General features: G+C 34.5%; 22 protein-coding genes. 9 read left to right on the top strand and 13 right to left on the bottom strand.

Annotation, left to right across the window (positions count from 1 at the left end):
• Positions 1–232 (top strand): IS30 family transposase (locus A9G37_RS10215; protein WP_141671176.1); only part of this gene is annotated, 232 nt, incomplete at its 5' end.
• A 277-nt stretch (positions 233–509) separates the two neighbouring features.
• Positions 510–896 (top strand): hypothetical protein, encoded by a 387-nt coding sequence (locus A9G37_RS10210; RefSeq protein ID WP_141671175.1) that lies wholly within the window; start codon positions 510–512, stop codon positions 894–896.
• Positions 897–1,152: 256 nt separating this feature from the next.
• Here the strand turns inward: A9G37_RS10210 and A9G37_RS10205 are convergent, their stop codons facing one another.
• Positions 1,153–1,458 carry an IS3 family transposase gene (locus tag A9G37_RS10205; protein WP_065575436.1) on the bottom strand — a complete coding sequence of 102 codons (306 nt, stop codon included), beginning with the start codon at positions 1,456–1,458 and terminating at the stop codon, positions 1,153–1,155.
• A gap of 132 nt (positions 1,459–1,590) precedes the next feature.
• Between A9G37_RS10205 and envC the strand changes: the two genes are divergently transcribed.
• Positions 1,591–2,799: a murein hydrolase activator EnvC gene (gene envC, locus A9G37_RS10200; RefSeq protein WP_065575435.1), complete on the top strand. Its 1,209-nt coding sequence runs from the start codon at positions 1,591–1,593 to the stop codon at positions 2,797–2,799.
• Positions 2,799–3,617 (top strand): divergent polysaccharide deacetylase family protein, encoded by an 819-nt coding sequence (locus tag A9G37_RS10195; RefSeq protein ID WP_065575434.1) that lies wholly within the window; start codon positions 2,799–2,801, stop codon positions 3,615–3,617. The genes envC and A9G37_RS10195 overlap by 1 nt, the downstream gene beginning before the upstream one ends.
• Positions 3,618–3,620: 3 nt before the next feature.
• Here the strand turns inward: A9G37_RS10195 and rapZ are convergent, their stop codons facing one another.
• From rapZ to dsbB, 4 genes are all read right to left on the bottom strand, one after another.
• Positions 3,621–4,469, bottom strand: coding sequence for an RNase adapter RapZ (gene rapZ, locus A9G37_RS10190; protein ID WP_034913961.1), 849 nt, complete (start codon positions 4,467–4,469; stop codon positions 3,621–3,623).
• 81 nt (positions 4,470–4,550) lie between these two features.
• The gene (locus tag A9G37_RS10185; RefSeq protein WP_065575433.1) at positions 4,551–5,144 is read right to left on the bottom strand and encodes an XTP/dITP diphosphatase; all 594 of its coding nucleotides are present in this window, start codon (positions 5,142–5,144) and stop codon (positions 4,551–4,553) included.
• Positions 5,145–5,230: 86 nt separating this feature from the next.
• Entirely contained in the window at positions 5,231–5,887 is a 657-nt protein-coding gene (rluA, locus tag A9G37_RS10180; protein WP_065575432.1) for a bifunctional tRNA pseudouridine(32) synthase/23S rRNA pseudouridine(746) synthase RluA, read from the bottom strand.
• Positions 5,888–5,966: 79 nt separating this feature from the next.
• Positions 5,967–6,500 (bottom strand): disulfide bond formation protein DsbB, encoded by a 534-nt coding sequence (gene dsbB / locus A9G37_RS10175; RefSeq protein WP_065575431.1) that lies wholly within the window; start codon positions 6,498–6,500, stop codon positions 5,967–5,969.
• A 146-nt stretch (positions 6,501–6,646) separates the two neighbouring features.
• On the opposite strand from dsbB, the gene rluC reads away from it, so the two are divergent.
• Positions 6,647–7,630, top strand: a complete 984-nt coding sequence (gene rluC / locus A9G37_RS10170; RefSeq protein ID WP_065575430.1) for a 23S rRNA pseudouridine(955/2504/2580) synthase RluC — start codon at positions 6,647–6,649, stop codon at positions 7,628–7,630.
• A 23-nt stretch (positions 7,631–7,653) separates the two neighbouring features.
• Positions 7,654–8,316, top strand: coding sequence for a histidine phosphatase family protein (locus A9G37_RS10165; RefSeq protein ID WP_065575429.1), 663 nt, complete (start codon positions 7,654–7,656; stop codon positions 8,314–8,316).
• Positions 8,317–8,382: 66 nt separating this feature from the next.
• Here A9G37_RS10165 and A9G37_RS10160 read toward each other — a convergent pair whose 3' ends face one another.
• Together A9G37_RS10160 and proS are read right to left on the bottom strand one after the other, a co-directional pair.
• Positions 8,383–9,834, bottom strand: coding sequence for a beta-barrel assembly-enhancing protease (locus tag A9G37_RS10160; protein ID WP_065575428.1), 1,452 nt, complete (start codon positions 9,832–9,834; stop codon positions 8,383–8,385).
• Between the two features lie 201 nt (positions 9,835–10,035).
• Positions 10,036–11,757: a proline--tRNA ligase gene (gene proS / locus A9G37_RS10155; protein WP_065575427.1), complete on the bottom strand. Its 1,722-nt coding sequence runs from the start codon at positions 11,755–11,757 to the stop codon at positions 10,036–10,038.
• Between the two features lie 383 nt (positions 11,758–12,140).
• On the opposite strand from proS, the gene A9G37_RS10150 reads away from it, so the two are divergent.
• Together A9G37_RS10150 and A9G37_RS10145 are read left to right on the top strand one after the other, a co-directional pair.
• Complete coding sequence (locus tag A9G37_RS10150; RefSeq protein ID WP_081297730.1) at positions 12,141–13,439, top strand: serine/threonine transporter; 1,299 nt, start codon at positions 12,141–12,143, stop codon at positions 13,437–13,439.
• A 290-nt stretch (positions 13,440–13,729) separates the two neighbouring features.
• Positions 13,730–15,097 (top strand): L-serine ammonia-lyase, encoded by a 1,368-nt coding sequence (locus A9G37_RS10145; RefSeq protein ID WP_065575426.1) that lies wholly within the window; start codon positions 13,730–13,732, stop codon positions 15,095–15,097.
• Between the two features lie 61 nt (positions 15,098–15,158).
• Here A9G37_RS10145 and A9G37_RS10140 read toward each other — a convergent pair whose 3' ends face one another.
• From A9G37_RS10140 to xerD, 5 genes are all read right to left on the bottom strand, one after another.
• A complete protein-coding gene (locus A9G37_RS10140; protein WP_065575425.1) occupies positions 15,159–15,518 on the bottom strand; it encodes a helix-turn-helix domain-containing protein in 360 nt (119 codons plus the stop codon).
• A gap of 87 nt (positions 15,519–15,605) precedes the next feature.
• Positions 15,606–16,976 carry a UDP-N-acetylmuramate:L-alanyl-gamma-D-glutamyl-meso-diaminopimelate ligase gene (gene mpl, locus A9G37_RS10135; RefSeq protein WP_065575424.1) on the bottom strand — a complete coding sequence of 457 codons (1,371 nt, stop codon included), beginning with the start codon at positions 16,974–16,976 and terminating at the stop codon, positions 15,606–15,608.
• Positions 16,977–17,095: 119 nt separating this feature from the next.
• On the bottom strand, positions 17,096–18,832 hold the full coding sequence (recJ, locus tag A9G37_RS10130) for a single-stranded-DNA-specific exonuclease RecJ (protein WP_065575423.1): 1,737 nt from the start codon (positions 18,830–18,832) through the stop codon (positions 17,096–17,098).
• A gap of 82 nt (positions 18,833–18,914) precedes the next feature.
• Entirely contained in the window at positions 18,915–19,613 is a 699-nt protein-coding gene (gene dsbC / locus A9G37_RS10125; RefSeq protein WP_065575422.1) for a bifunctional protein-disulfide isomerase/oxidoreductase DsbC, read from the bottom strand.
• Between the two features lie 25 nt (positions 19,614–19,638).
• Complete coding sequence (gene xerD / locus A9G37_RS10120; RefSeq protein ID WP_065575421.1) at positions 19,639–20,553, bottom strand: site-specific tyrosine recombinase XerD; 915 nt, start codon at positions 20,551–20,553, stop codon at positions 19,639–19,641.
• A gap of 480 nt (positions 20,554–21,033) precedes the next feature.
• On the opposite strand from xerD, the gene vgrG reads away from it, so the two are divergent.
• Positions 21,034–21,552 carry a type VI secretion system tip protein VgrG gene (gene vgrG / locus A9G37_RS10115; protein ID WP_081297728.1) on the top strand — a complete coding sequence of 173 codons (519 nt, stop codon included), beginning with the start codon at positions 21,034–21,036 and terminating at the stop codon, positions 21,550–21,552.
• A gap of 16 nt (positions 21,553–21,568) precedes the next feature.
• Here the strand turns inward: vgrG and A9G37_RS10110 are convergent.
• The coding region (locus A9G37_RS10110) for an IS3 family transposase (RefSeq protein WP_065574322.1) at positions 21,569–22,176 on the bottom strand (608 nt) is incomplete at its 5' end.

The raw sequence follows: 22,176 nt of genomic DNA, 5'->3' as shown, positions 1-22,176 counted from the left end.
GTACTTTGCGGAGCCTTATAAAAGCTGGCAAAGAGGCACAAATGAAAACACCAATGGCTTAATACGTCAGTTTATACCTAAGTCAGCGGCCATTTCAGTAGTTGACGACAAACAGATAAAGAAAATTCAATATCTATTGAACACACGCCCAAGAAAACGGCATAAGTTTAAAAGCCCTGCCGATTTTTATTCTAAGGAGCTAAGAAGAATTGCACTTCATGGTGTAATCTAGGTAGTTTGAACTGATAAATTAAAATTACACAATGGTCTGGAAATAACAGAACAAACTGCAATAAATGAAAAGGTTCAGCTTGAACTATTTTCATGGGGCGAGGTATACAACCAGTTGGCTTCAGGCAGAACTTTGGAAGAAGTTATGCAATACTCCTTCGCAGCTATGGTGGTAAGTAAAATTCCTTAAATAAAACATATATGGCAACAAGATAAATGGTAAAATGTTTAAGACACACTTATTTTTAATAAAAATTCAATTAATCGCAATAAACCATATGAAAAAATCACGATATTATTTAATGTTAATCGTTAACTTATTTTTAGTTCTTTCACTTATGGGATGTTTTTGTAGACAAAAAATTGAAGTACTACCAAAATCTTTACCCAATGCCTTTTTCGGTAAACCTTATTATGCTGAAATAAATATTAATGGCGGTATAGTTCCAAATGATTTTTTTTTCTATCATATTGAACCTGAAAATTCAGGGCTTGAACTATCACCATCCTATTTCGATATACATAATTCATATAATAATCTTACCATAAAAGGAACGCCTAAAGTGAACGGAACAATTAGTATAGAATTAATAGGATATACCTATGGAACAATGTGTCCAGGTGGTCATTTCAAAAAAACTTATACTATCAATGTTGAGGAATAATTTTTTTATATCTATATAAAAATTAAGAAAAATGGTCTGAACATAAAATAATGGAGTGGAAGGACAAATATGAAAGTTATGTCCAAAAAATGATTCTAATTTATTAATAACCATATTCAATTTTACAAGAAATAAAAAATTTATGACTAAAAATCAAATTCCACCTTATCGGATATTTAATAAGGGTACGTTAGAACGACGTATTGTGGAAATGATGTCTGGTATGTCCACACTTTTTAGTACCCAAAAGATAAGGTCATCGATTTCTCTTGTATTCAATCGGCGACGGGTAATTTAATGTTGAATGAAGTCGATTATAATTAAACCAACCCACATAGTGATTAAATTCCAATTTAAGTTGCGCCAGTGAATCAAAAATAATATTCGACACAAAATCTGTTTTCACTGCTTTAAATATGCTTTCTGCAATTGCGTTATCATAAGAACAACCTTTGCGACTTAATGACCGTTTAATTCCAAATACTGTTAAACATTCATCAATCAAATGATTATCAAACTCTTTTCCTTTACAACCATTTTTCCGTTCAGAAATGAGATACAAAACACACTAATTTTTTATCTAAAAAACAAATCATCCTACTTTGTGTATGGGTTTCATTTTGCATCTTGGCCTATTTATCGGTATAGTGGTACTATCATTATTGTTTGGTTATAAATCATAAATATAAACGCCATGTCTGTTTATCAGAAAATTATTGTTATTGTTTTTGTTGGATTAATAAAGATTAGTTTTTTATATGCTAACGATAATCAGCAACTTCAATCTTTACGTCACGCTATTGAAGAACAAGAAAAGCGTTTAGCACAACAAAAAGAAGAGCGTAATAAGTTAGTCAATAATCTTAAAGAACAAGAAACCAAAATAGCTAATCTTTTAACCTCAATTGAAAAGAATGATTTATCACTTAAGAAACTCGATCAAGAAATCAACAATTTGATTGAACAAGTTGATATATTAACTATAAAACAAAAACATCAAAGAATTATATTATCAAAGCAGCTCGAAAGTGCATTTAAACTAGGCAAAACAACTGGTTTGGAGTTAATTTTTTCGGGCGAAAAAAGCGAACGTAATGATCGTATAATTGCTTATTACCGCTATATTAATCAAGCACGGCAACAGCAAATTCACAATCTTCAAGATACTCAAACCCAATTGACCGAGAAGAGAATTGAGTTACAAAAGAAACAAGCTTTGCATAAAGAATTACAAATTAGACAGAAAGAACAACAAGTAGGACTTGAAAAAAAACGTCAAAATCGACAAAACACGATAACTTCTCTTGAATCATTGATGCAATTAAATCAACAAAAATTAACCGATTTGCGTAATAATGAAGCTAAACTACAGGCTAAAATTGCTCAAGCTGAACGTAAAAATAGACGTATTGCAGAAGAAGAAGCAAAACAAGCAAAATATATTGAAGAAAAGCAGAATAATTCTCGTTATACTCCTAATCCTGATGAGCTAGCATTAATGGCTCGCGTAAGTGGTATTGGTAAGCCACAGCATCAGTTTAATTGGCCAGTGAATGGTAATATTGTGCATCAATTTGGAGAATCACTCCAAGGTGAGCTACGTTGGAAAGGGATGGTGATTAATGCTACAGATGGTGCTCAAGTTAAAGCCATTGCCGATGGACGGGTCATCTTGGCAAGTTGGTTACAAGGTTATGGTTTTGTTGTTGCATTAGATCATGGTAAAGGTGATATGAGTTTATATGGTTATAACCAACGTATTTTAGTTGAGGTGGGTGATAAGATTCATATTGAACAACCTATTGCATTGGTTGGTTCAAGTGGTGGGAAAAACATATCTGCTTTATATTTTGAGATTCGCCGTGATGGTAAGGCACTTGATCCGAGAGAGTGGTTAAAGTAATGCGTCGTTTTATTAACCTTTTTTTTATCATTTTCTTGGCGTTAAATTCCAACTATGTATGGGCTGCAAAACTTGCAATAGTTATTGATGATTTTGGCTATCGCCAACATAATGAAGAGCAAATAATTTCATTTTCTCCTAATATTACTATTGCAGTTTTACCAAATTCGCCTAATGCTAAACGTATTGCAACTATAGCCCATAATAATGGTAATGATGTGTTAATTCACTTACCTATGGTTCCATTAGGTAAACAGCCTCTGGAAAAAGACACTCTATTTCTTTCTATGGATGAAGCTGAAGTGAACCGAATAGTGAAAAATGCTGTTGAACGAGTGCCTTATGCCATTGGAGCTAATAATCATATGGGAAGTTTGATGACATCAGATCTTACTGGTATGATAAAAGTTATGAAAGCATTAAGTCAATATTCGATGTTTTTTTTAGATAGTAAAACAATCGGTAAGACTCAAATAAAAAAAGCTGCTAGCTACTATAACATCCCAGTATTAACGCGTGATGTATTTTTAGATGCTCAACAAAAAGAAAGTGCTATTAGCTTGCAATTTGATTTGGCTGTAAAATTGGCTCGAAAAAATGGTGTTGCTATTGTTATTGGCCATCCACATCCACAAACGATTAATATATTAAAACAGAAGCTTGCAAATTTACCTTCAGATATTGAACTGGTTAAGATAAGTCAATTAATTACGGCAATACCAGCTTCAGTTAATCATAAAACTACACTAAAAGACATTTTTGGAAAATGTAAAAAACGCATTGAGGAAATATCGAATTTTAAAATTGAAGAAGAATAGTCATTACTTTTTTTCTAAAGTTCGGTGGCGAATTTTTACTTGTTTGTTTTGTGCTTTAAAAAATGAGGCCAATTGTTCAGCAATGAAAACAGAGCGATGTTGACCACCAGTACATCCAATAGCAATGGTTAAGTAACTGCGGTTGTTTTTTTCTAATAAAGGTAGCCATTGATTTAAGTAATTGGCAGTCTGATAGATAAAATTGGATACTTCATTGTGTTGTAATAAATATTCTTTTACCGGCTCATCTAATCCTGTTAATGGGCGCAAATTCACTTCCCAATGCGGGTTAGGTAAAAACCTGACATCAAATACAAAATCAGCATCAACGGGTAAGCCATGTTTAAAGCCAAATGATTCAAAAATAATGGTTAATTCACGCTCTTTTTTACCTAAAATACGTGATCTTAATATGTCTGATAGTTCATGTACTGATAGGTCATCGGTATTTATAACTAGGCTTGCGTTTGATTTTAAAGGTTCTAGATATTTTTCTTCAAGATCTATTGCTTCTTCAAGGGAATAGTGTTGATTGGTTAATGGATGTATTCGTCGTGTTTCACTATAGCGTCGAATTAACGTATTACGACTACAATCGAGGAAAAGTATTTCAGGTGTCACCGATTCGGGTAAACGTTGAAATATATCGTTATTAAAATCAAATTGTTCCGGCAAATTTCGAATATCAATGCTAACAGCAACTGGAGTGTTGTGGTTTTTTAATGAGTTGGCTAATTGAGGTAATAAAGCAACTGGGATATTATCAACACAATAAAATCCCATATCTTCTAGAGCGCGTAGGGCGATTGATTTTCCCGATCCAGAGCGACCACTTACTATCATTATAATCACAATATTAACTCCAATATCATTAATGTATTAAGTATATACTGTTTACTTCTTGATATGCAATTTCGAGTATAAATAAGTTTGCTAAGCAGTTTTAATTTTTTCAATCAATTGTTTTAGAGCTTGACCTCGATGTGATATTTGGCTTTTTTGTTCTTTTGTTAGCTGTGCTGCGGTGCACCCCAGTTTTGGTACATAAAAAAGTGGATCATAGCCAAATCCCCCATCACCTTGTTCTTCATTTAAAATTAAACCGTCCCACTTTCCTAAACAAATGATAGGTGTAGGGTCGTTTTCGTGTCTCATAAAAACTAACGCACAATAAAAATAAGCGGTGCGTTTTTCTTTTGGGATATTTTGTAGTGCTTTAAGTAATTTTTGATTGTTACTTTTGTCGTTACCGTGTTCACCAGCATAACGAGCAGAATAGATCCCAGGTTGTCCTCCAAGTGCATCGACCGCTAAGCCTGAGTCATCAGCAATGGCCGGTAGTCTAGTTAATTTGGCAGTATGTCTTGCTTTTAAAAGTGCATTTTCAATAAATGTTAAACCTGTTTCGTCGGCATCCGGTACATTAAATTGGCTTTGTGCAATAATATCAAAACCGGCATTAGCGAGTAATGCTTGCAATTCATTGACTTTACCTTGATTATTCGTTGCTAAAACAATTTTTTGCATTTTAATTTCCTTTATATCAGTTGGTTATCTGTTACTGATTTGAGTAGATTATATATAACGATTGCTAATTTTATATTCCTGCTTTTTTAAAAATCAGGTTCACAGCTAAACGTCATACTTTCGCCTGTTTTAGGATGGTTAATTGTTAGTAATTGAGCATGTAATAGCAACCTTTTTGACATAGCAAAGGCTTCAGGGTGGGCATAGAATTTATCGCCTAAAATAGGGTGACCAATGGCTTGCATATGTACCCGTAATTGATGTGATCGCCCAGTAAAAGGGAATAATTTCACTCGAGTTGTGTTGTCAGGATTGCGTGAAATAACTTGATATTCTGTCAGCGCATGTTTGCCATTTTCTAAATCGACCATTTGCCTTGGTCGATTGGGCCAATCACAAATTAGTGGTAATTCAACACGACCAGAATCTTGTTCAAGATGCCCATGCACAACAGCAATATAGTTTTTTTTAGGAATACGTTCACGAAACTGTTTTTTTATCTCTCGATCGGCGAGTTTAGAAAGTGCGGCAACCATGATACCACTGGTCGCCATATCTAACCGATGCACGGATTCAACGTAGCTATATTTTTGTTGTAATCGGTGAATAATACTATCAATAAATTGAGGTTTATTGCCTGAAACCGACAAAATACCCGGTTGTTTATTTACAACCACAATATGGTCGTCCTGATGCAAAATTGATAGCCAAGGTTCAATAGGTGGGTGGTATTCCAAAAGCATTTATGTGTGACGTTTTGTAAAATAAAATTGTCACACATTCTAACAAACTCAACGAAAAGTGCCAGTTTTATAAATAAAGTTATTTACTCCAGATTGAGTTTTTTGAGGATAGAAATACCTGAGATATTAATACAGCTAAACCAACAATAAGATAGCAAGCAAAGATAATAATCATCCATTGTGACATTTCAATTGTTAGAAATGTCCAAATTTTATCGGCGCATGAACCATAAGCATTAAACATACTAGGAAACCACGAATCTAATGGTAGCCAAGCAGGAAATTGTACGTTAATTGAGCAAGTGTCATTTAGGTTAGGTTCAAATTGTAGATGAGCATGAAATGTTGCTAATGAAAAGCCTTTATAGGCGCTAAAAAGCCAAATGAAAATACCTATCAATCGAACAATAACATTGCGAGGGGCAATTATTCCAACTATGCTCGCCAACATGATACCAAAAATAGCGCAACGCTGATAAATACAGAGAGTACAAGGCGCTAGTCCTAAACCATGTTGAAAATAAAGTGCGGTTATTTCAAAAGCAAAAGTAGAAAAGAACAATAAGAGCCAAGCCAATCTAGCTTGCGAGTATTGATTAAGCAATGATAACATACTATTTTATTCCCTCAGATTTCGCTATAATCTTTTTTCTTTAATTATATTGAATATAATCTATCTTATTTTTATTACGATAGTGTAGTTTATTTTTAAGTAATGTAAAACGATTTTATTTATTGACGGCGGATTAATCATTCCTTATGCACTCAACGGTTCCACATACAAAACTACAAGTCTCATTTGTTACTATTTCTGAGGAAAATGCGACACAGCGTATTGATAACTTTTTAATCACCTATTTAAAAGGTGTACCAAAAAGTATGGTTTATCGCATTTTAAGAAAGGGTGAGGTTCGTGTTAATAAAAAACGGATTAAACCTGAATATAAATTAAACATTGGCGATGAGATTCGTATCCCTCCTGTTCGTATGACTGAAAAATCTACACCAGAAATTTCGACCAAGCTTAATAAAGTCGCTGATTTAGAAAAGGCAATCATCTATGAAGATGAGGTAATGTTGGCAATTAATAAGCCATCAGGTATTGCTGTTCATGGCGGTAGTGGCCTAAGTTTTGGCGTGATTGAAGGATTACGCGCCTTAAGACCTGAAGCGAAATTTTTAGAGTTGGTGCATCGCATAGATCGCGAAACATCGGGCGTGTTATTGATTGCTAAAAAACGCTCAGCACTAAAAGCATTACATGAGCAGTTGCGCCTTAAGCAAATGCAAAAAAATTATTTGGCGCTTGTTAAGGGGAATTGGCCTTCTGAATGTAAAGTGATACAAGCCCCACTGCTTAAAAATGTATTAAAAAGCGGTGAGCGTGTGGTGAAGGTTGATAAAGAGGGTAAACCTTCTGAAACGCGCTTTAAAGTTGAGGAGCGTTTCAATTTTGCCACTTTGATTAAAGCTAGCCCTGTTACTGGGCGTACACACCAAATTCGCATACATACTCAATACGCTAGTCATCCAATTGCTTTTGATGATCGTTATGGCGATAGACAATTTGATGCGTTATTAGCTGATACTAAGCTTAATCGTTTATTTTTACATGCAGCAAGTGTAAGGTTTATTCATCCTAAAAGTTTGCAAGAGATGCAATTAAATGCACCAATGGATGATGTTTTGCAGGCTTGCTTGTCGTATCTAAGAAAAGATAAATATGAAAAAACAGAATCTTAAAATAAAAAAGGTAGTTAGTACGAATGAAAGATATTAATTTATATTTAATTAGACATGGTCAAACGCAGTGGAATATTAAAGATCAGATGCAAGGTTCTCAAAATTCACCTTTAACAGATCAAGGTATTTTGGGTGCTAAAGTGACAGGACAACATTTAAAAAATGTTCCTTTTATGCAAGCATACTCAAGTACACAACAACGAGCTATGGAAACTCGAGATTATATTGTTAAAGAAAATAATATAGTTATTCCTACTTTTGAGCTTGCTGATTTGCGTGAGATGGATTTTGGCATTTGGGAAGGCAAGAAAGTCCCTCAATTGAAAAAGGAGTTTCCAGAATTTACTACTTATTTGACAGATCCTGCTAATTTTGATGCTTCGGTCAATCAAGGTGAAAATTATCTTGATATCCTTTCGCGTATGAAGCAGGGGTTAAATACTATTGTAAAAAATGCACCTCAAGATACGGGTAATATTTTGGTTGTGTCACATGGAACGGTATTACGTATATTACTTTGTGTTTTAAATGGTGGTGATTGGCGTTTACATCGTGATGAGGATTATTTTCCTCGAATGTTAAATACTAGCATTAGTGTGGTTAATTATAAGCAAGGTAATGATCAATCTGAAGGGATATTTACTGTAAAATTTTTCAATAATGTGGATCATTTAGTTGATAAATAAGTATTTTGTTATCTTCTCGACTAGTGGTTGTGTAAATAATTAGTCGAGAAGGTTTTGTTAATAAAATTATCGTTTATAAGCTGCATAACGTTTTTGTAGCTGTTTTAATTGATTAATTCTTGCATCAATTTTAGAAATCATTGTCTGATCGCCTTTTGTTTGATTCTTAGCATTTTGTAGTAGTTGAATGGATTGTTGAAATTGACCTTCTAATGCAATTAATTCCGCTCTAGCACTCATTTCTTTTGCTCTTGCATGTAATCCTCCGTAAGCAGTGACGAGCAATTCCCATCCATTTGAGTCATCATTATGGTCAAAAGTATAGCGATGTAACAAGCTTACGGCTTGTTGATAGTTTTTGTTTTTTATATACGCATTAGCTAAGTTTAGTTGCAATGCAGAACTATTTGGTGCTTTTTTTAATGCTGCTTGTAGGCGAGTGATTGCAGTACTGCTATTGTTGAGCGCTAAATCAATATCAGTCATTAAATCAATATACCAAATATTATTGGGATCACTATCTAATAATGGCTGTAGTTGTTGTTTGGCTTTTTGATTATTTCCACTTAGATTATCTACTAAAGCATTAGCATAAATAATAGCTGTCTTACTTTGTTCATTGTTTAGTTTTTTATAATCTTCAAGTAATAGCTTTGCGGTATTTTTATTTTTAGCCATTAATATGGCCAATCTAGCTTTCGCTAAATAGTAGTTTAATGACGGAGATACATTTTTTTTGCTATATTGCAATGAACGATTTCGAATATCGGTTAATCGGCTGTTAGGTAATGGGTGAGTAAGTAAAATTTCGGGAGCTTTACTACTAAATCGGCTTTGATCGGCAAGTTTTTGTAGAAACTCTGATGAAGCATAAGGATCAAACCCTGCTTTAGCAAGCGTTCTTAAACCAACACGATCGGCTTCTTGTTCATTACTTTGCGTAAAACTAATCATATTTTGAGCTGATCCTGCCATGGTACTTGTCATCGCCGCCATGCCAGCTTCGGGATTGGCTAATGTTAGTAGTAGAGAGCCTAATGTTGCACCCCAAACATAAGGGCTATTACGGTTTTGGTTTTCCATTGCTCTGGCTAAATGGCGTTGGGTGACATGGCCAATTTCATGAGATATAACAGAGGCTAATTGACTTTCATTGTCGGTGTCTAATATTAGTTTAGAATGAATGACGACATTCCCACCAAAAAAAGCAAATGCGTTAAGTACGTCACTTTTCATAATATAAAAATGAAATGGCGTTTTTACTGATTCTGATTTTGATACTAATTTTTTGCCTAGATCATTAATATATTGGTTTAAAACAGGGTCGTTTATTATGGGAGCACTTGCTCGTAACATTCGCATATAATAATCGCCTATTTCAATTTCTTGGCCAATGCTAAGCGTTGTAGCTGCCGCAGTACCAATATCGGGGAGGTTGATATTATCAGCATAAACGATAGATGTACTTTGTAATAATAATGAGGTGGATAATATCAATGCGATTGTTTTTTTTAACATTATTCTAACCAATTAAAATAAGAGTTGCGTTGATTTATTCTAGCTGAAAAAAATAACAATATCACTTTGAATTTATAATTAGAGGTTTAACTTATTTGATGTAACATGTGTTACGAATAATAATACCTATTCTTGAATTGGTAAAATAACAACAACTGGATTAATTTGTTGTTGTTATTTTGATTTTTATGAGTGGCTTTATTATGCTTTTTGACGGCGGTTTTGGATAAATTCAATGATGTTGTTAACTTTCACCATTACTTTATCACCACCTGAACGGTGTTTGTATTCCACTTCTCCATTATCGAGGTTGCGTTCACCAATTACGATAGTATGAGGGATCCCGATTAGTTCCGCATCAGCAAACATCACGCCAGGGCGCTCTTTTCGATCGTCAAATAAAACTTCAATGCCAGCAGCTTGTAAATCAGCATAAAGCTTTTCGGCTGTTGCTTGAACTTTTTCGGATTTGTGCATGTTCATTGGAATAATGACAACGCTAAATGGAGCAATCGCTTCTGGCCATACAATACCACGATCGTCATGACATTGTTCAATTGCAGCAGCTACAATTCGGCTTACTCCAATGCCGTAACAACCCATAATCATAACGTGGTTTTGTCCATCTTCACCTTGGACTGTTGCTTTCATTGCTTGTGAATATTTTGTGCCAAGTTGGAAGATATGTCCCACTTCAATACCTCGTTTAATTTGTAATGTGCCTTTGCCATCAGGGCTAAGATCTCCTTCAACCACATTACGGATGTCGTCAATGCGAGGTAAAGCAGTGTCACGTTCCCAATTGATATTAAAATAGTGTTTATGATCGATATTGGCACCAGCGCTAAAATCGCTCATCACAGCCACGTCACGGTCAATAATAACTGGCATATTTAAGTTAATTGGACCTAATGAGCCTGGCCCTGCATTCACAATCGTACGGATTTCTTCTTCGGTTGCAAATTCTAGTGGTGAGGCAACGATATCGATTTTTTCGGCTTTGATTTCGTTTAATGTATGATCACCTCGAACCAGTAAAGCTACTAATTGATGGCCACTCTCTTTCGTGGCTTTAACCATCAAGGTTTTTACAGTTTTTTCAATCGGCAAATTGAATTGCTCGACTAATTCGTCAATAGTTTTGGCATTAGGAGTATCGACTAACTCCATTGCTTTTGTAGGTTCAGTGCGTTTTTGTGTCGGTGCTAATGCTTGAGCCATTTCTATGTTAGCCGCATAATCAGATTCGGTTGAAAAAACAATATCATCTTCGCCACTGTCGGCTAATACTTGGAACTCATGTGACCAGTTGCCACCAATTGATCCTGTATCAGCACGCACCGCTCTAAAGTTTAAACCTGCACGTGTAAAAATTGCGCTATAGGCTTTATACATCTCATCATAAGTTTCTTGTAATGATTCTTGTGTAGTATGGAAAGAGTATGCATCTTTCATAATAAATTCACGTGAACGCATCACACCAAAGCGAGGGCGTACTTCATCTCGAAATTTGGTTTGAATTTGATACACGTTAAGTGGTAATTGTTTATATGAGCTAACTTCATTACGTAGTAAGTCTGTAATGACTTCTTCATGAGTTGGGCCTAGAACAAAATCACGGTCGCCACGATCTTTAATACGTAATAATTCTGGACCATATTGTTCCCAACGTCCGCTTTCTTGCCAAATATCAGCAGGCTGTACAACAGGCATTAATACTTCTATTGCACCGGCTTTATTCATTTCTTCACGGACAATATTTTCTACTTTTTTAAGTACGCGGTAACCAGTGGGAAGCCAGGTATATAATCCAGCAGCCACTTTGCGGATCATGCCTGCACGTAACATTAATTGATGGCTAATGACTTCAGCATCAGCAGGTGTTTCTTTTAACGTAGAAAGAAGATATTTACTGGTTCGCATAAATTTATCCTAAAAAATTTATTTATAAATATGTATGATAAAAATGTGAGCTAGTTTAGCAGTACCAAGCGTAACACTAAAGTAATTTTATTGTTATTTTTAATATGGAATTCTTGTAATACCTTCAACTCAGCATTAATAAAGTATGTTTTTAAATTATAGTCGCTAAATACAGATTATTTGGCTATAGAATGGCAGTATGTTTTACTTTTTGTATCAATATTAATACTTTATTAATTTTTATTTTGCTAGGTATCAAATTGGATATTTTCATCATGTTGATTATATTTAATTTTTTGTTGTTTGTGTGATAAAGATCACTTTGTAAAAGTTATTAAATTGATATCATATGCGCAGAATTTTAGATTGAGGAGTAGTTCAAAATGAGTACGTTAATGACTAACGAAAATGTAATAGATTCATGTAAAGAATCAAAATTACCTAAATGGCGAAAAAGTGATACGTTATGGATGCTTAGCCTTTATGGTACAGCAATTGGTGCTGGAGTACTTTTTCTACCAATTAATGCTGGTGTCGGTGGGTTAATTCCGTTGCTAGTTATGTTGGTTCTTGCTTTTCCTATGACATTTTTTGCTCATCAAGCGTTGTGTCGATTTGTATTATCAGGTAAAAGTCGCGATGGCGATATTACCGTTGTTGTTGAAGAGGCTTTTGGTCGCACAGCAGGAAACTGGATAACTGTACTTTATTTTTTTGCAATTTACCCAATATTATTAGTATATAGCGTTGGTATTACAAATACAGTAGATAGCTTTATGGTTCATCAATTAGGAATGGAGTCATTACCACGAGCTTTACTTTCATTTATTTTAGTTGCATTTTTAATGTCAATTGTTCACTTTGGCGAAGAACTTATTGTTAAAGTTATGTCAATATTAGTTTTTCCATTTATTGCAGTTTTAATGATTTTAGCGTTATTTTTAATTCCTGAGTGGAATGGTGAGATTTTTACCAATTTGTCTTTTGGTAATAGTGATAGAGGACAAAGTATTTTAATGACACTTTGGTTAGTTATTCCTGTTATGGTTTTTGCTTTTAATCATTCACCAATTATTTCATCTTTAGCGGTAGCTAAACGTAAAGAATATGGTGACGTTTATGCTGAACCTAAATGTACTAGAATTATTGCAGCAAGCAATATCATGATGGTTGTAACAGTGATGTTTTTTGTTTTTAGTTGTGCGCTTTGCTTGTCGCCTGCTGAACTTTTAGATGCAAAAGCTCAAAATATCTCAACGTTGTCATATTTGGCTAATCGATTTAATTCACCTGTTATTGAGTATATTGGTCCTCCAATTGCATTTATTGCAATGGCTAAATCGTTTTTAGGTCACTATCTAGGTGGTAAAGAAGGGTTTAATGGTGTTGTTAATAAATTTTTGCGTAGCCGTAATAAAACAATTTCAGAAAACAAACTTGATAAATTAGCTATTGCCTTTATGTTTGTAACTGCTTGGGGGGTTGCAACATTAAATCCAAGTATTTTAGGCCTTATTGAATCACTTGGTGGCCCAATTTTAGCTGTGTTGTTGTTTTTAATGCCAATGTATGCAATTCATAAATTACCTGTACTAGCAAAATATAAAGGAAGGTTAAGTAATGTGTTTATTGTTGTTATGGGATTAGTTGCAATTTCAGCCGCTATCTATAATTTATTATAAAAATTTAATTCATGGGTAATTACCACTTACTTGTTTATTTAATATATAAAACCTACTGGCATTCGTTGGTAGGTAAATACAGCTACTAGTAAAATAATCTACCGATATAGCAAGAATTAACTATTAATGGGTATTAAAACTTATTTTCATAATCTCAAAAGTGATACCTAGGTATCAGTATGAGGTAAGTGGCAAGATGATTATTGGCTATTTTATTAGCAAAAGTTAATTCGTAAAGATATCACTAGGATAGCAGTATTAATTTAAGTTTTGCATCAAAAGGGAAAAATATGAGTTCGGTATTTGAAATATTTAAAATTGGCATTGGACCTTCAAGCTCACATACAGTAGGACCAATGAGGGCAGGGAAGGCATTCATAGATCAGCTAATCAGTAATAACATGATGGCGTCAGTAACAAAAATTGTGGCTGATGTTTATGGCTCTTTGTCGTTAACAGGCAAAGGTCATCAAACAGATATTGCTATTATTATGGGATTAGCTGGCGAAAAACCTGATTCTGTTGATATTGATAGTATTCCAAGTGTTATCGAAAAACTTAGCCAAACTCAGCGGTTATCTATTTACAATGATCGTTATGAAATCGATTTTCCGTTGGAAAGTTGTATGGTGTTTCATTCTAAATTTTTACCATTACATGAAAATGGTATTACTTTGAGTGCATATAGCGGCGATAAATTAGTTTTTCAGAAAACTTATTATTCTGTTGGCGGTGGTCAGATTGTTGAAGAAGAGCAGTTTGGTCAACAAGAGCAGGATTCAGTAAAATTTCCTTATCCATTTGCTTCAGCTGAGCAATTATTAAAACATTGTGAAGATAACTCATTATCAATTTCTAGTATTATGATGAAAAATGAGTTGCAAATACACTCTTATGAAGAAATTGAATCCTATTTTTCTCGCGTAGGGCAAACTATTTTGGAATGTATCAAACGAGGCATGAATACAGAAGGGCTATTACCAGGACCACTTAAAGTTCCTCGCCGTGCGTTTTCGTTATACCGTCAATTGTCTACCACTAAAGATAAAATTATTAGTGATCCAATGGTGATTATTGATTGGGTAAATATGTTTGCGCTTGCAGTTAGTGAGGAAAATGCAGCAGGAGGACGGGTAGTTACTGCGCCAACAAATGGTGCATGTGGCATTATACCTGCTGTGCTTGCTTATTATGATAAATTTATTAATCCAGTTACACCTGATATTTATATTCGTTTCTTTCTAACTTGTGGCGCAATAGGACAACTTTATCAAATAAATGCCTCTATTTCTGGTGCAGAAGTGGGATGTCAAGGGGAAGTTGGCGTTGCTTGTTCTATGGCTGCGGCAGGACTTGCTGAGCTTTTAGGCGGTAATCCTCAACAAGTATGCATGGCGGCAGAAATAGCAATGGAGCATAACTTAGGATTGACTTGTGATCCAGTTGCAGGCCAAGTTCAGGTTCCTTGTATTGAGCGCAATGCCATTGCCGCAGTAAAATCGATAAATGCGACAAGAATGGCTTTAAGACGAATTACTGCAGCAAAAGTATCTTTAGATAAAGTTATTAAAACGATGTATGAAACAGGAAAGGATATGAATGCAAAATATCGAGAAACGTCGCGTGGAGGGCTAGCAATTACGGTTCATTGTAATTAGGTTGTTGCTATTTTTCTGTCGAATTCGCCGATTGCAAAATCGGCGAAACATTAGATTGTATTTAATGTTTCCAGTGCATGGTGTTAACTTTAGAGCGCAAGAAATCATTTTCTGTTAGTACATCTACCCGTTCAGTTTTTACTTTTCGTTGTTTTCTTTTTCGTTTTGGTTGTTTTGCTGAGGCAATATGGATAACTTCGTTATAGGCAAGTAAATTATTAAGTTGATCAAGTTCTCCTAATCCACGAAGGACAGAAATTAATGTTTGTAATGTAATTGATTCGCCTTGTTCAATACGTTTTATTGTTGCAATGCCTATTTCGGATTTTTGCGCAAGTTCTAGTTGGGATAAATTTTTCTCAATTCTGGCTAATTTTATTCTGCGACATAGCATAGCAATCATGTCGGTAGTTTCATTCATGAAATGTTCTTTTTGTTTGATATGCCACATGATGTGGCATATATCATATTGCTATTTATATTATTTTTAGACTAGCGGTTATTGTTCTTAGTTTTTTATTTGTTTCTTCTTTAAGTTTTCTAAAATCTTTTTATGGATACCATTAAAGCCGCCATTACTCATAATTAAAATTGCATCGGTTGGTTTAGCTGATTTTGTGATCATTTCAACCAACAAATCGATATCACCACTCCAGTAAGCGGGTTGAATACAAGCATCAACCACATCAGCCACTAGCCAAGGTAGTTGTTCTGGTTGGAATATAAAAATTTCATCAGCTCGACCAAGTGATGGGGCTAGTTCATCTTTAGATACTCCTAATTTCATCGTATTTGAGCGTGGTTCAAGTACGGCTAGAATGCGACGATTAGCTCCTATTTTACTGCGTAATGCTTCTAATGTGGCTAAAATTGCAGTTGGGTGGTGGGCAAAGTCATCATAGATTTCAATATTATTAACTTCACCATAAAGTTCTAACCGTCTTTTAGCATTGACAAAAGAACTTAGTGCTAAACAAGCATCAACAGGATCAATACCTACATTATGGGCGGCAGCAATTGCCATTAGTGCGTTATGCATATTATGTTCGCCAACTAATGAATATTTTACTTCACCCACTTTTTTATTGTTAAAGTAAACCGCAAAATGACTCGCATCATTATTCATACGTTGTGCTAGCCAGCCGTTTTCTGATTCTGTAAATATTTTTTTACTCCAGCAACCTTTAGCTAATACTTGTTTTAAATTTACATCCTCTTGTGGTGTGATAATTAATCCATTACTGGGCACTAAACGAACCAAATGGTGAAATTGTTTTTGAATAGAACTGAGATCATCAAAAATATCTGCATGATCAAATTCTAGATTATTCATGATAAGTGTTTTGGGGCAGTAGTGCATGAATTTTGAACGTTTATCAAAGAACGAGCAATCATATTCATCTGCTTCTATAACAAAATAATTGCTTTCACCTAATCTTGCTGATACATCAAAATTACCCGGTACACCACCAATAACGAATCCTTGCTTATAATCTTGCTTTTCTAAAATCCAATTGACCATACCCGCAGTTGTAGTTTTACCATGAGTTCCAGCAATAGCTATGACCCAACGATCTCGCAATACATTGTCGTGTAACCATTGAGGAGCTGAAATATAAGGAATGTTATTATCTAAAAGATATTCTACACAAGGGTTACCTCTTGATAGCGCATTGCCAATAATGACCAAATCAGGTTTTGATATCAGTTGTGATGGATCATATCCTTCAATAATATCAATGTGTTCTTTTTGTAAAAGTGTGCTCATTGGTGGGTAAACATTTTTATCTGAACCCGTTACCTTATGACCTAGAGAGCGAGCTATCAAAGCAATCCCTGCCATAAATGTGCCACAAATTCCAAGAATATGAATATGCATTTTGAATCCTTAACATTGTATAAACTTTATATCGATAGTATTGGGTAACCATTGCTTATTTGATTGGTAAACAGATGTAAATTCAGAGCAACCTTGTAATTATAATCGATTCTGATTGTTTATGCGAGAGGCCATAGATGTTTAACCATTAATAGTGGAGCTTGGTTACCACGAAATTCATCTACATCTAAATGGTAAACTATTTTCACATTTTTTATCAAGTTATCTGGCCATAGTTGTTTATTTACATTAAAAAATATCCCTTCAATAAGTGAACCACCGTTTTGAGGTTCTAACACTAGTTTTAGGTGTTTATCTGAAAATAATCGCTGTTGATGAATAATGAATTCACCGTCAAAAATGGGAGTATAGAATCCTTCTCCCCATGGTCCTGATTCTTTTAATCGTTTAGCTATTTCGTAAGTAAGATCTTGGCTATCTATTCCGCCATCAGTTTCAATAATTGGTTCTAGCAAATCAGGTTCTACGCGTTCATTTAAAAGTGTTTCAAAATTATTTTTAAAACGTCCTAAATCTTTTTCTCGAATAGTTAACCCAATAGCCATTGCGTGACCTCCAAAACTGATTATTAGATCAGGATTTTTCTGATTTAATTCATCAAGAAGATCGCGTAAATGAACGCCTTTAATTGAACGTCCTGAACCCTTTAGAAAACCATCTTCTGTTGAAGCGAAAGATATGACTGGTCGATGATATTTATCTTTTAAACGTGAAGATAAGATCCCAATAATGCCTTGATGCCATTCTGGATGATGAAACACGAGTAAATTAGGAATTGTGATATTTTGTTTTTCAATTTCTTGAATGAATGATAAAGCCTCTTTATGCATCATTTGCTCAATTAACTTTCGCTCACTATTGAGATTATCCAAATCCATAGCTTTGTTGATTGCTGAATCATAATTATCACAAAGTAGTAATTCAACTCCCAATGACATATTGTCCATTCTACCTGCTGCATTTAATCGTGGCGCTATATAAAAAGCTAAATCAGTAGATGTAAGATTAATAGGATCTTTTTTAGATACCTGTAATAAAGCTTTGATGCCATCACAACAATAACCTGCTCGTATTCTGTTTATGCCTTGATGAACTAAAATACGGTTGTTATGATCAAGTCTAACCACGTCAGCAATAGTGCCTAAAGCAACTAGATCTAATAAATTTGCTATATTATATTCAGCTAACTTATTGTTGGAGAACCACTTTTCTTGCCGTAATTTTGCACGTAAAGCCAACATAAAGTAAAAAGCTACACCCACCCCAGCTAAATGCTTAGATGGAAATGTACAATTAGGTAAATTAGGATTGATTATGGCGTCGGCATTAGGTAGTAATTCAGGACATAAATGGTGATCAGTAATAATGACTGACAATCCAGATTGCTTAGCAAAATCGACAGCTTCAATAGCAGATATTCCATTGTCAACGGTAATAATAAGTTGTGCATTTTGTAAAATGGCTTTTTTAACAATCGAAACACTTAATCCATATCCATCATTAAAGCGATCAGGAATGATATAATCAACAAATTGGTACCCCATATTTTTTAAGGCTCTGACGGTTAAAGCAGTACTGGTGGCACCATCAGTATCAAAATCACCAACAATCATGATTTGCTGATTATTTTTCATTACTGAATAAAGAATTTCGACTGCCTTTTCAATACCATCTAGTTTATTGTAATTACATAGATTGCGTGTGGTGTAATCAAGATCTTGCATGCTAGTAACACCACGCAATGCATAAATCCGTTGTAATAATAACGGAATATCATCAGAAAATTCTGGAAGTACTTCAGGTAATTTGCGATGTTTTAATTTACTTTTTTTCATAATTTATATGTTAGCGCATTTGCGCTAACATGTGTTTTCATTTTATATTTACATTTTAGCAACAATAACTGCTAATTTTTATTTAGTTTTTGTGATCAAGAAATTCAATTAGTTTATCTGCAGGCACGTAACCTGAAACAAGTTGGCCGTTAGGTAAGACAATTGCAGGTGTGCCGCCAATCCCTAACTTTTTACCGACGTTAAATTGTTGTGTTACATAAGGTATCATACTGCTTGCTGGCGAAATTGTATTTCCTTTATATGCATTGTCAAATGCAGCTTTGCGATCAGCCATGCTCCAAATAGATTGCATGTTTTTGCCAACATCACTGTCAGCACCTGCACGAGGGAATGCGAAATAGTGAACTGAAATACCTGCTTCTAAATACTTATCAATATTTTCATGTAGTAGTTTACAGTAATGGCAAGTATAATCAGTAAATACTGAAATAATGTATTTTTCATTTTTAGCTTTATAAATAATGGCATCTTTTTCAATTGATTTTATTAGGCTAAGATTGATGCTGTTAGCAATGTTTTCTGGTTCATCACCTTGTAAATCAAAAATAGAACCTTGAATTAAGTATTTACCATCTTTAGTAACATATACAATACCTTCTGGCGTGCTAACGCTTTTAAAATCTTTAATTGGACTATCAAAAATTTTTGATTCTTTGCTATCGTAACCGAATTTATCTAAAGATTTTGCAATTTCATTATTACTTGCTAATACTGAACTTGAAATTAACGCTAAGCCTAAACATATAACTAATTTTTTCATTCAATTATCCTTATTTTTGTCAATCCTATGCTCGAGGATGATGTTTACTATGTAACTGTTTTAACCTTTCCGTTGCAACATGTGTATAAATTTGTGTAGTTGATAAACTGCTATGCCCAAGCAACATTTGAACGACGCGCAAATCCGCTCCGTGATTAAGAAGATGTGTTGCAAAAGCATGTCGAAGCACATGAGGAGAAAGTGCATCAATATTTATACCAGTTAGTATGGCATAATATTTAATTCGATGCCAGAAAGTCTGTCGTGTCATTTTTTTTCCTAATCGGCTTGGAAAAAGCACATCAATAGGTCCATTTTTTAAAAGATCATTTCTGGCATATTTAAAATAATATTCAAGCCAATAAATTGCTTCTTCTCCAAGTGGGACTAAGCGTTCTTTATTACCTTTACCAATTACTCTTACTACACCTTGACGTAAGCTAACATCGCTAATTTCTAAATTTACTAATTCAGATACGCGTAAACCAGTGGCATAAAGTACTTCCAACATCGCTTTATCCCTAAGTTCAATGGGATCTTCTATGCTTGGCGACTCTAGTAGCGCATCGACTTGCGATTCAGTTAAGTCTTTAGGTAATTTTTTAGGAAGTTTGGGGGATGATAATACTGCAGAGGGATCATCAGTGCGATAATTTTCTTGATATAAATACTGAAAAAAACGTTTAGTTGCACTAAGCAAACGTGCTGAACTACTTGCTTTATACCCATCTTCTACTCGTTGCATTAAAAAGTTTTGTAAATTAAACGTTTGAGTTGTTAGGAATGTGACATTTTGTTGTTGTAAAGATTGACTTAGTGCCAACAAATCAAGTCTATAAGAAGCAATGGTATTTTCAGCTAAGTTCCTTTCTAGCCACAATGAATCTAGAAAACGGTCTATTAACATTTTATTTTGGGCAGGTGTATCTTGGCTAGACATCAAAATTATCTCTACATTACGTTTATTCTTTATATTATATACTAGCTGTCAATAAGTTGCAGTTTAAGCTAACTTGCCATTTTTAGTTGTACAAATTTCTACACATTAACAAAAGTCAGGTTATTTAAATCACTTATTCAATAAAAAGGTTAAGTAGCGGTCAATTACTGGCTTAATTAACAGAAATTATTCATATTAAACAATATTCATTTAACATTTAAAAAAAAGATTAAATTTTACACTAAAATTGTGTATGCTTTTTAGATAAGATGTCTGTTCCTTGAACTCAGTAATGCTGAGTATAAGATATAAAAAATAATTAAAATAGACAGACTGATTTTAAAATTGGATATAAGGAGGAGAACAACATGTCAATCGTCTTTTAAGTCAACTCGGTGACGGGTTTAGGGATTTAATGGCGGGTTTGAGTGGGGTTAGCCATAATCGCTATACCTTAACGGTTGACGGGCTGGCGCGGCGATTTCGGTTTTACATGTTGAGGGTGATGAGTCGTTAAACCAGCCTTGGCGTTATGTGATTACTTTTACCAGTACTGATAAAACCTTATCGCCTGATTCCTTTCTTAATCAAAAATCGACCTTCTCCTTTAATCCTGTTATCAATAAACCATTAACTTCCGCTATCCGCTCATTAAGTGACTTGCCTACGTTGAGTAGTAAACGCACCTTGCATGGGGTGATTACTGAGTTTAGTCAGTTATCGGTCAATAAAGATGAAGCCCATTATCAAGTGGTGTTATCTTCGTGTTTAGCACGGTTGGCTATGGGAAAACATAATGCGATATTTCAAAATCAAAGCGTAGTCAGTGTGGTTGAAGAAGTGCTACGCAGTCATGGTTTAACGGGTATTGATTACCGTTTAGAGCTAAAAGATAGCTACCCTGAGCGGGAGTTTATTACGCAGTGGCAAGAAAGTGACCTTGAATTTATTCAACGCTTATTGGCCGATGTCGGTATCTGGTATGTCCACACTTTTTAGTACCAAAAAGATAAGGTCATCGATTTCTTTTGTATTCAATCGGCGACTGGTAATTTAATGTTGAATGAAGTCGATTATAATTAAACCAATCCACATAGTGATTAAATTCCAATTTAAGTTGCGCCAGTGAATCAAAAATAGTATTTGACACAAATTCTCTTTTCACTGCTTTGAATGTGCTTTCTGCAATTGCGTTATCATAGGGGCAGCCTTTGCGACTTAAGGACCGTTTAATTCCAAATGCTGTTAAACATTCATCAATCAAATGATTATCAAACTCTTTTCCTCTATCAGAATGAAACAACTCAATCGTCTGTAAGTTCATTGGAATTTGACTCATAGCTTGCATGACCAGTGCCGCTGTTTTATGCCTGCCAGCACTTCGCCCCACTATTTCTCGATTACTGATATCAACAATTACACAAAGGTAGTGCCAACGTTGTTTAACCCTTACATAGGTTAAATCGGTCACCAATATCTTTCGTGGTTGACCTATATTAAATTCTCGATTCAGTTCATTCCCCACCGGCGATTCATTGCTTTTTTCTGTATGAATACAATATTTTTTACAGGTGTATTTCGAAACCCAGCCATTTTTCGCCATGATTCGACCTATTCGGCGTC

This window comes from Gilliamella sp. GillExp13 (genome assembly GCF_001690815.1).
In the GTDB taxonomy this organism is placed as follows: Bacteria; Pseudomonadota; Gammaproteobacteria; order Enterobacterales; family Orbaceae; genus Gilliamella; species Gilliamella bombi.
Note: the sequence above shows the minus strand (reverse complement) of the source record. Positions and strands in the feature narration are given on the sequence as shown.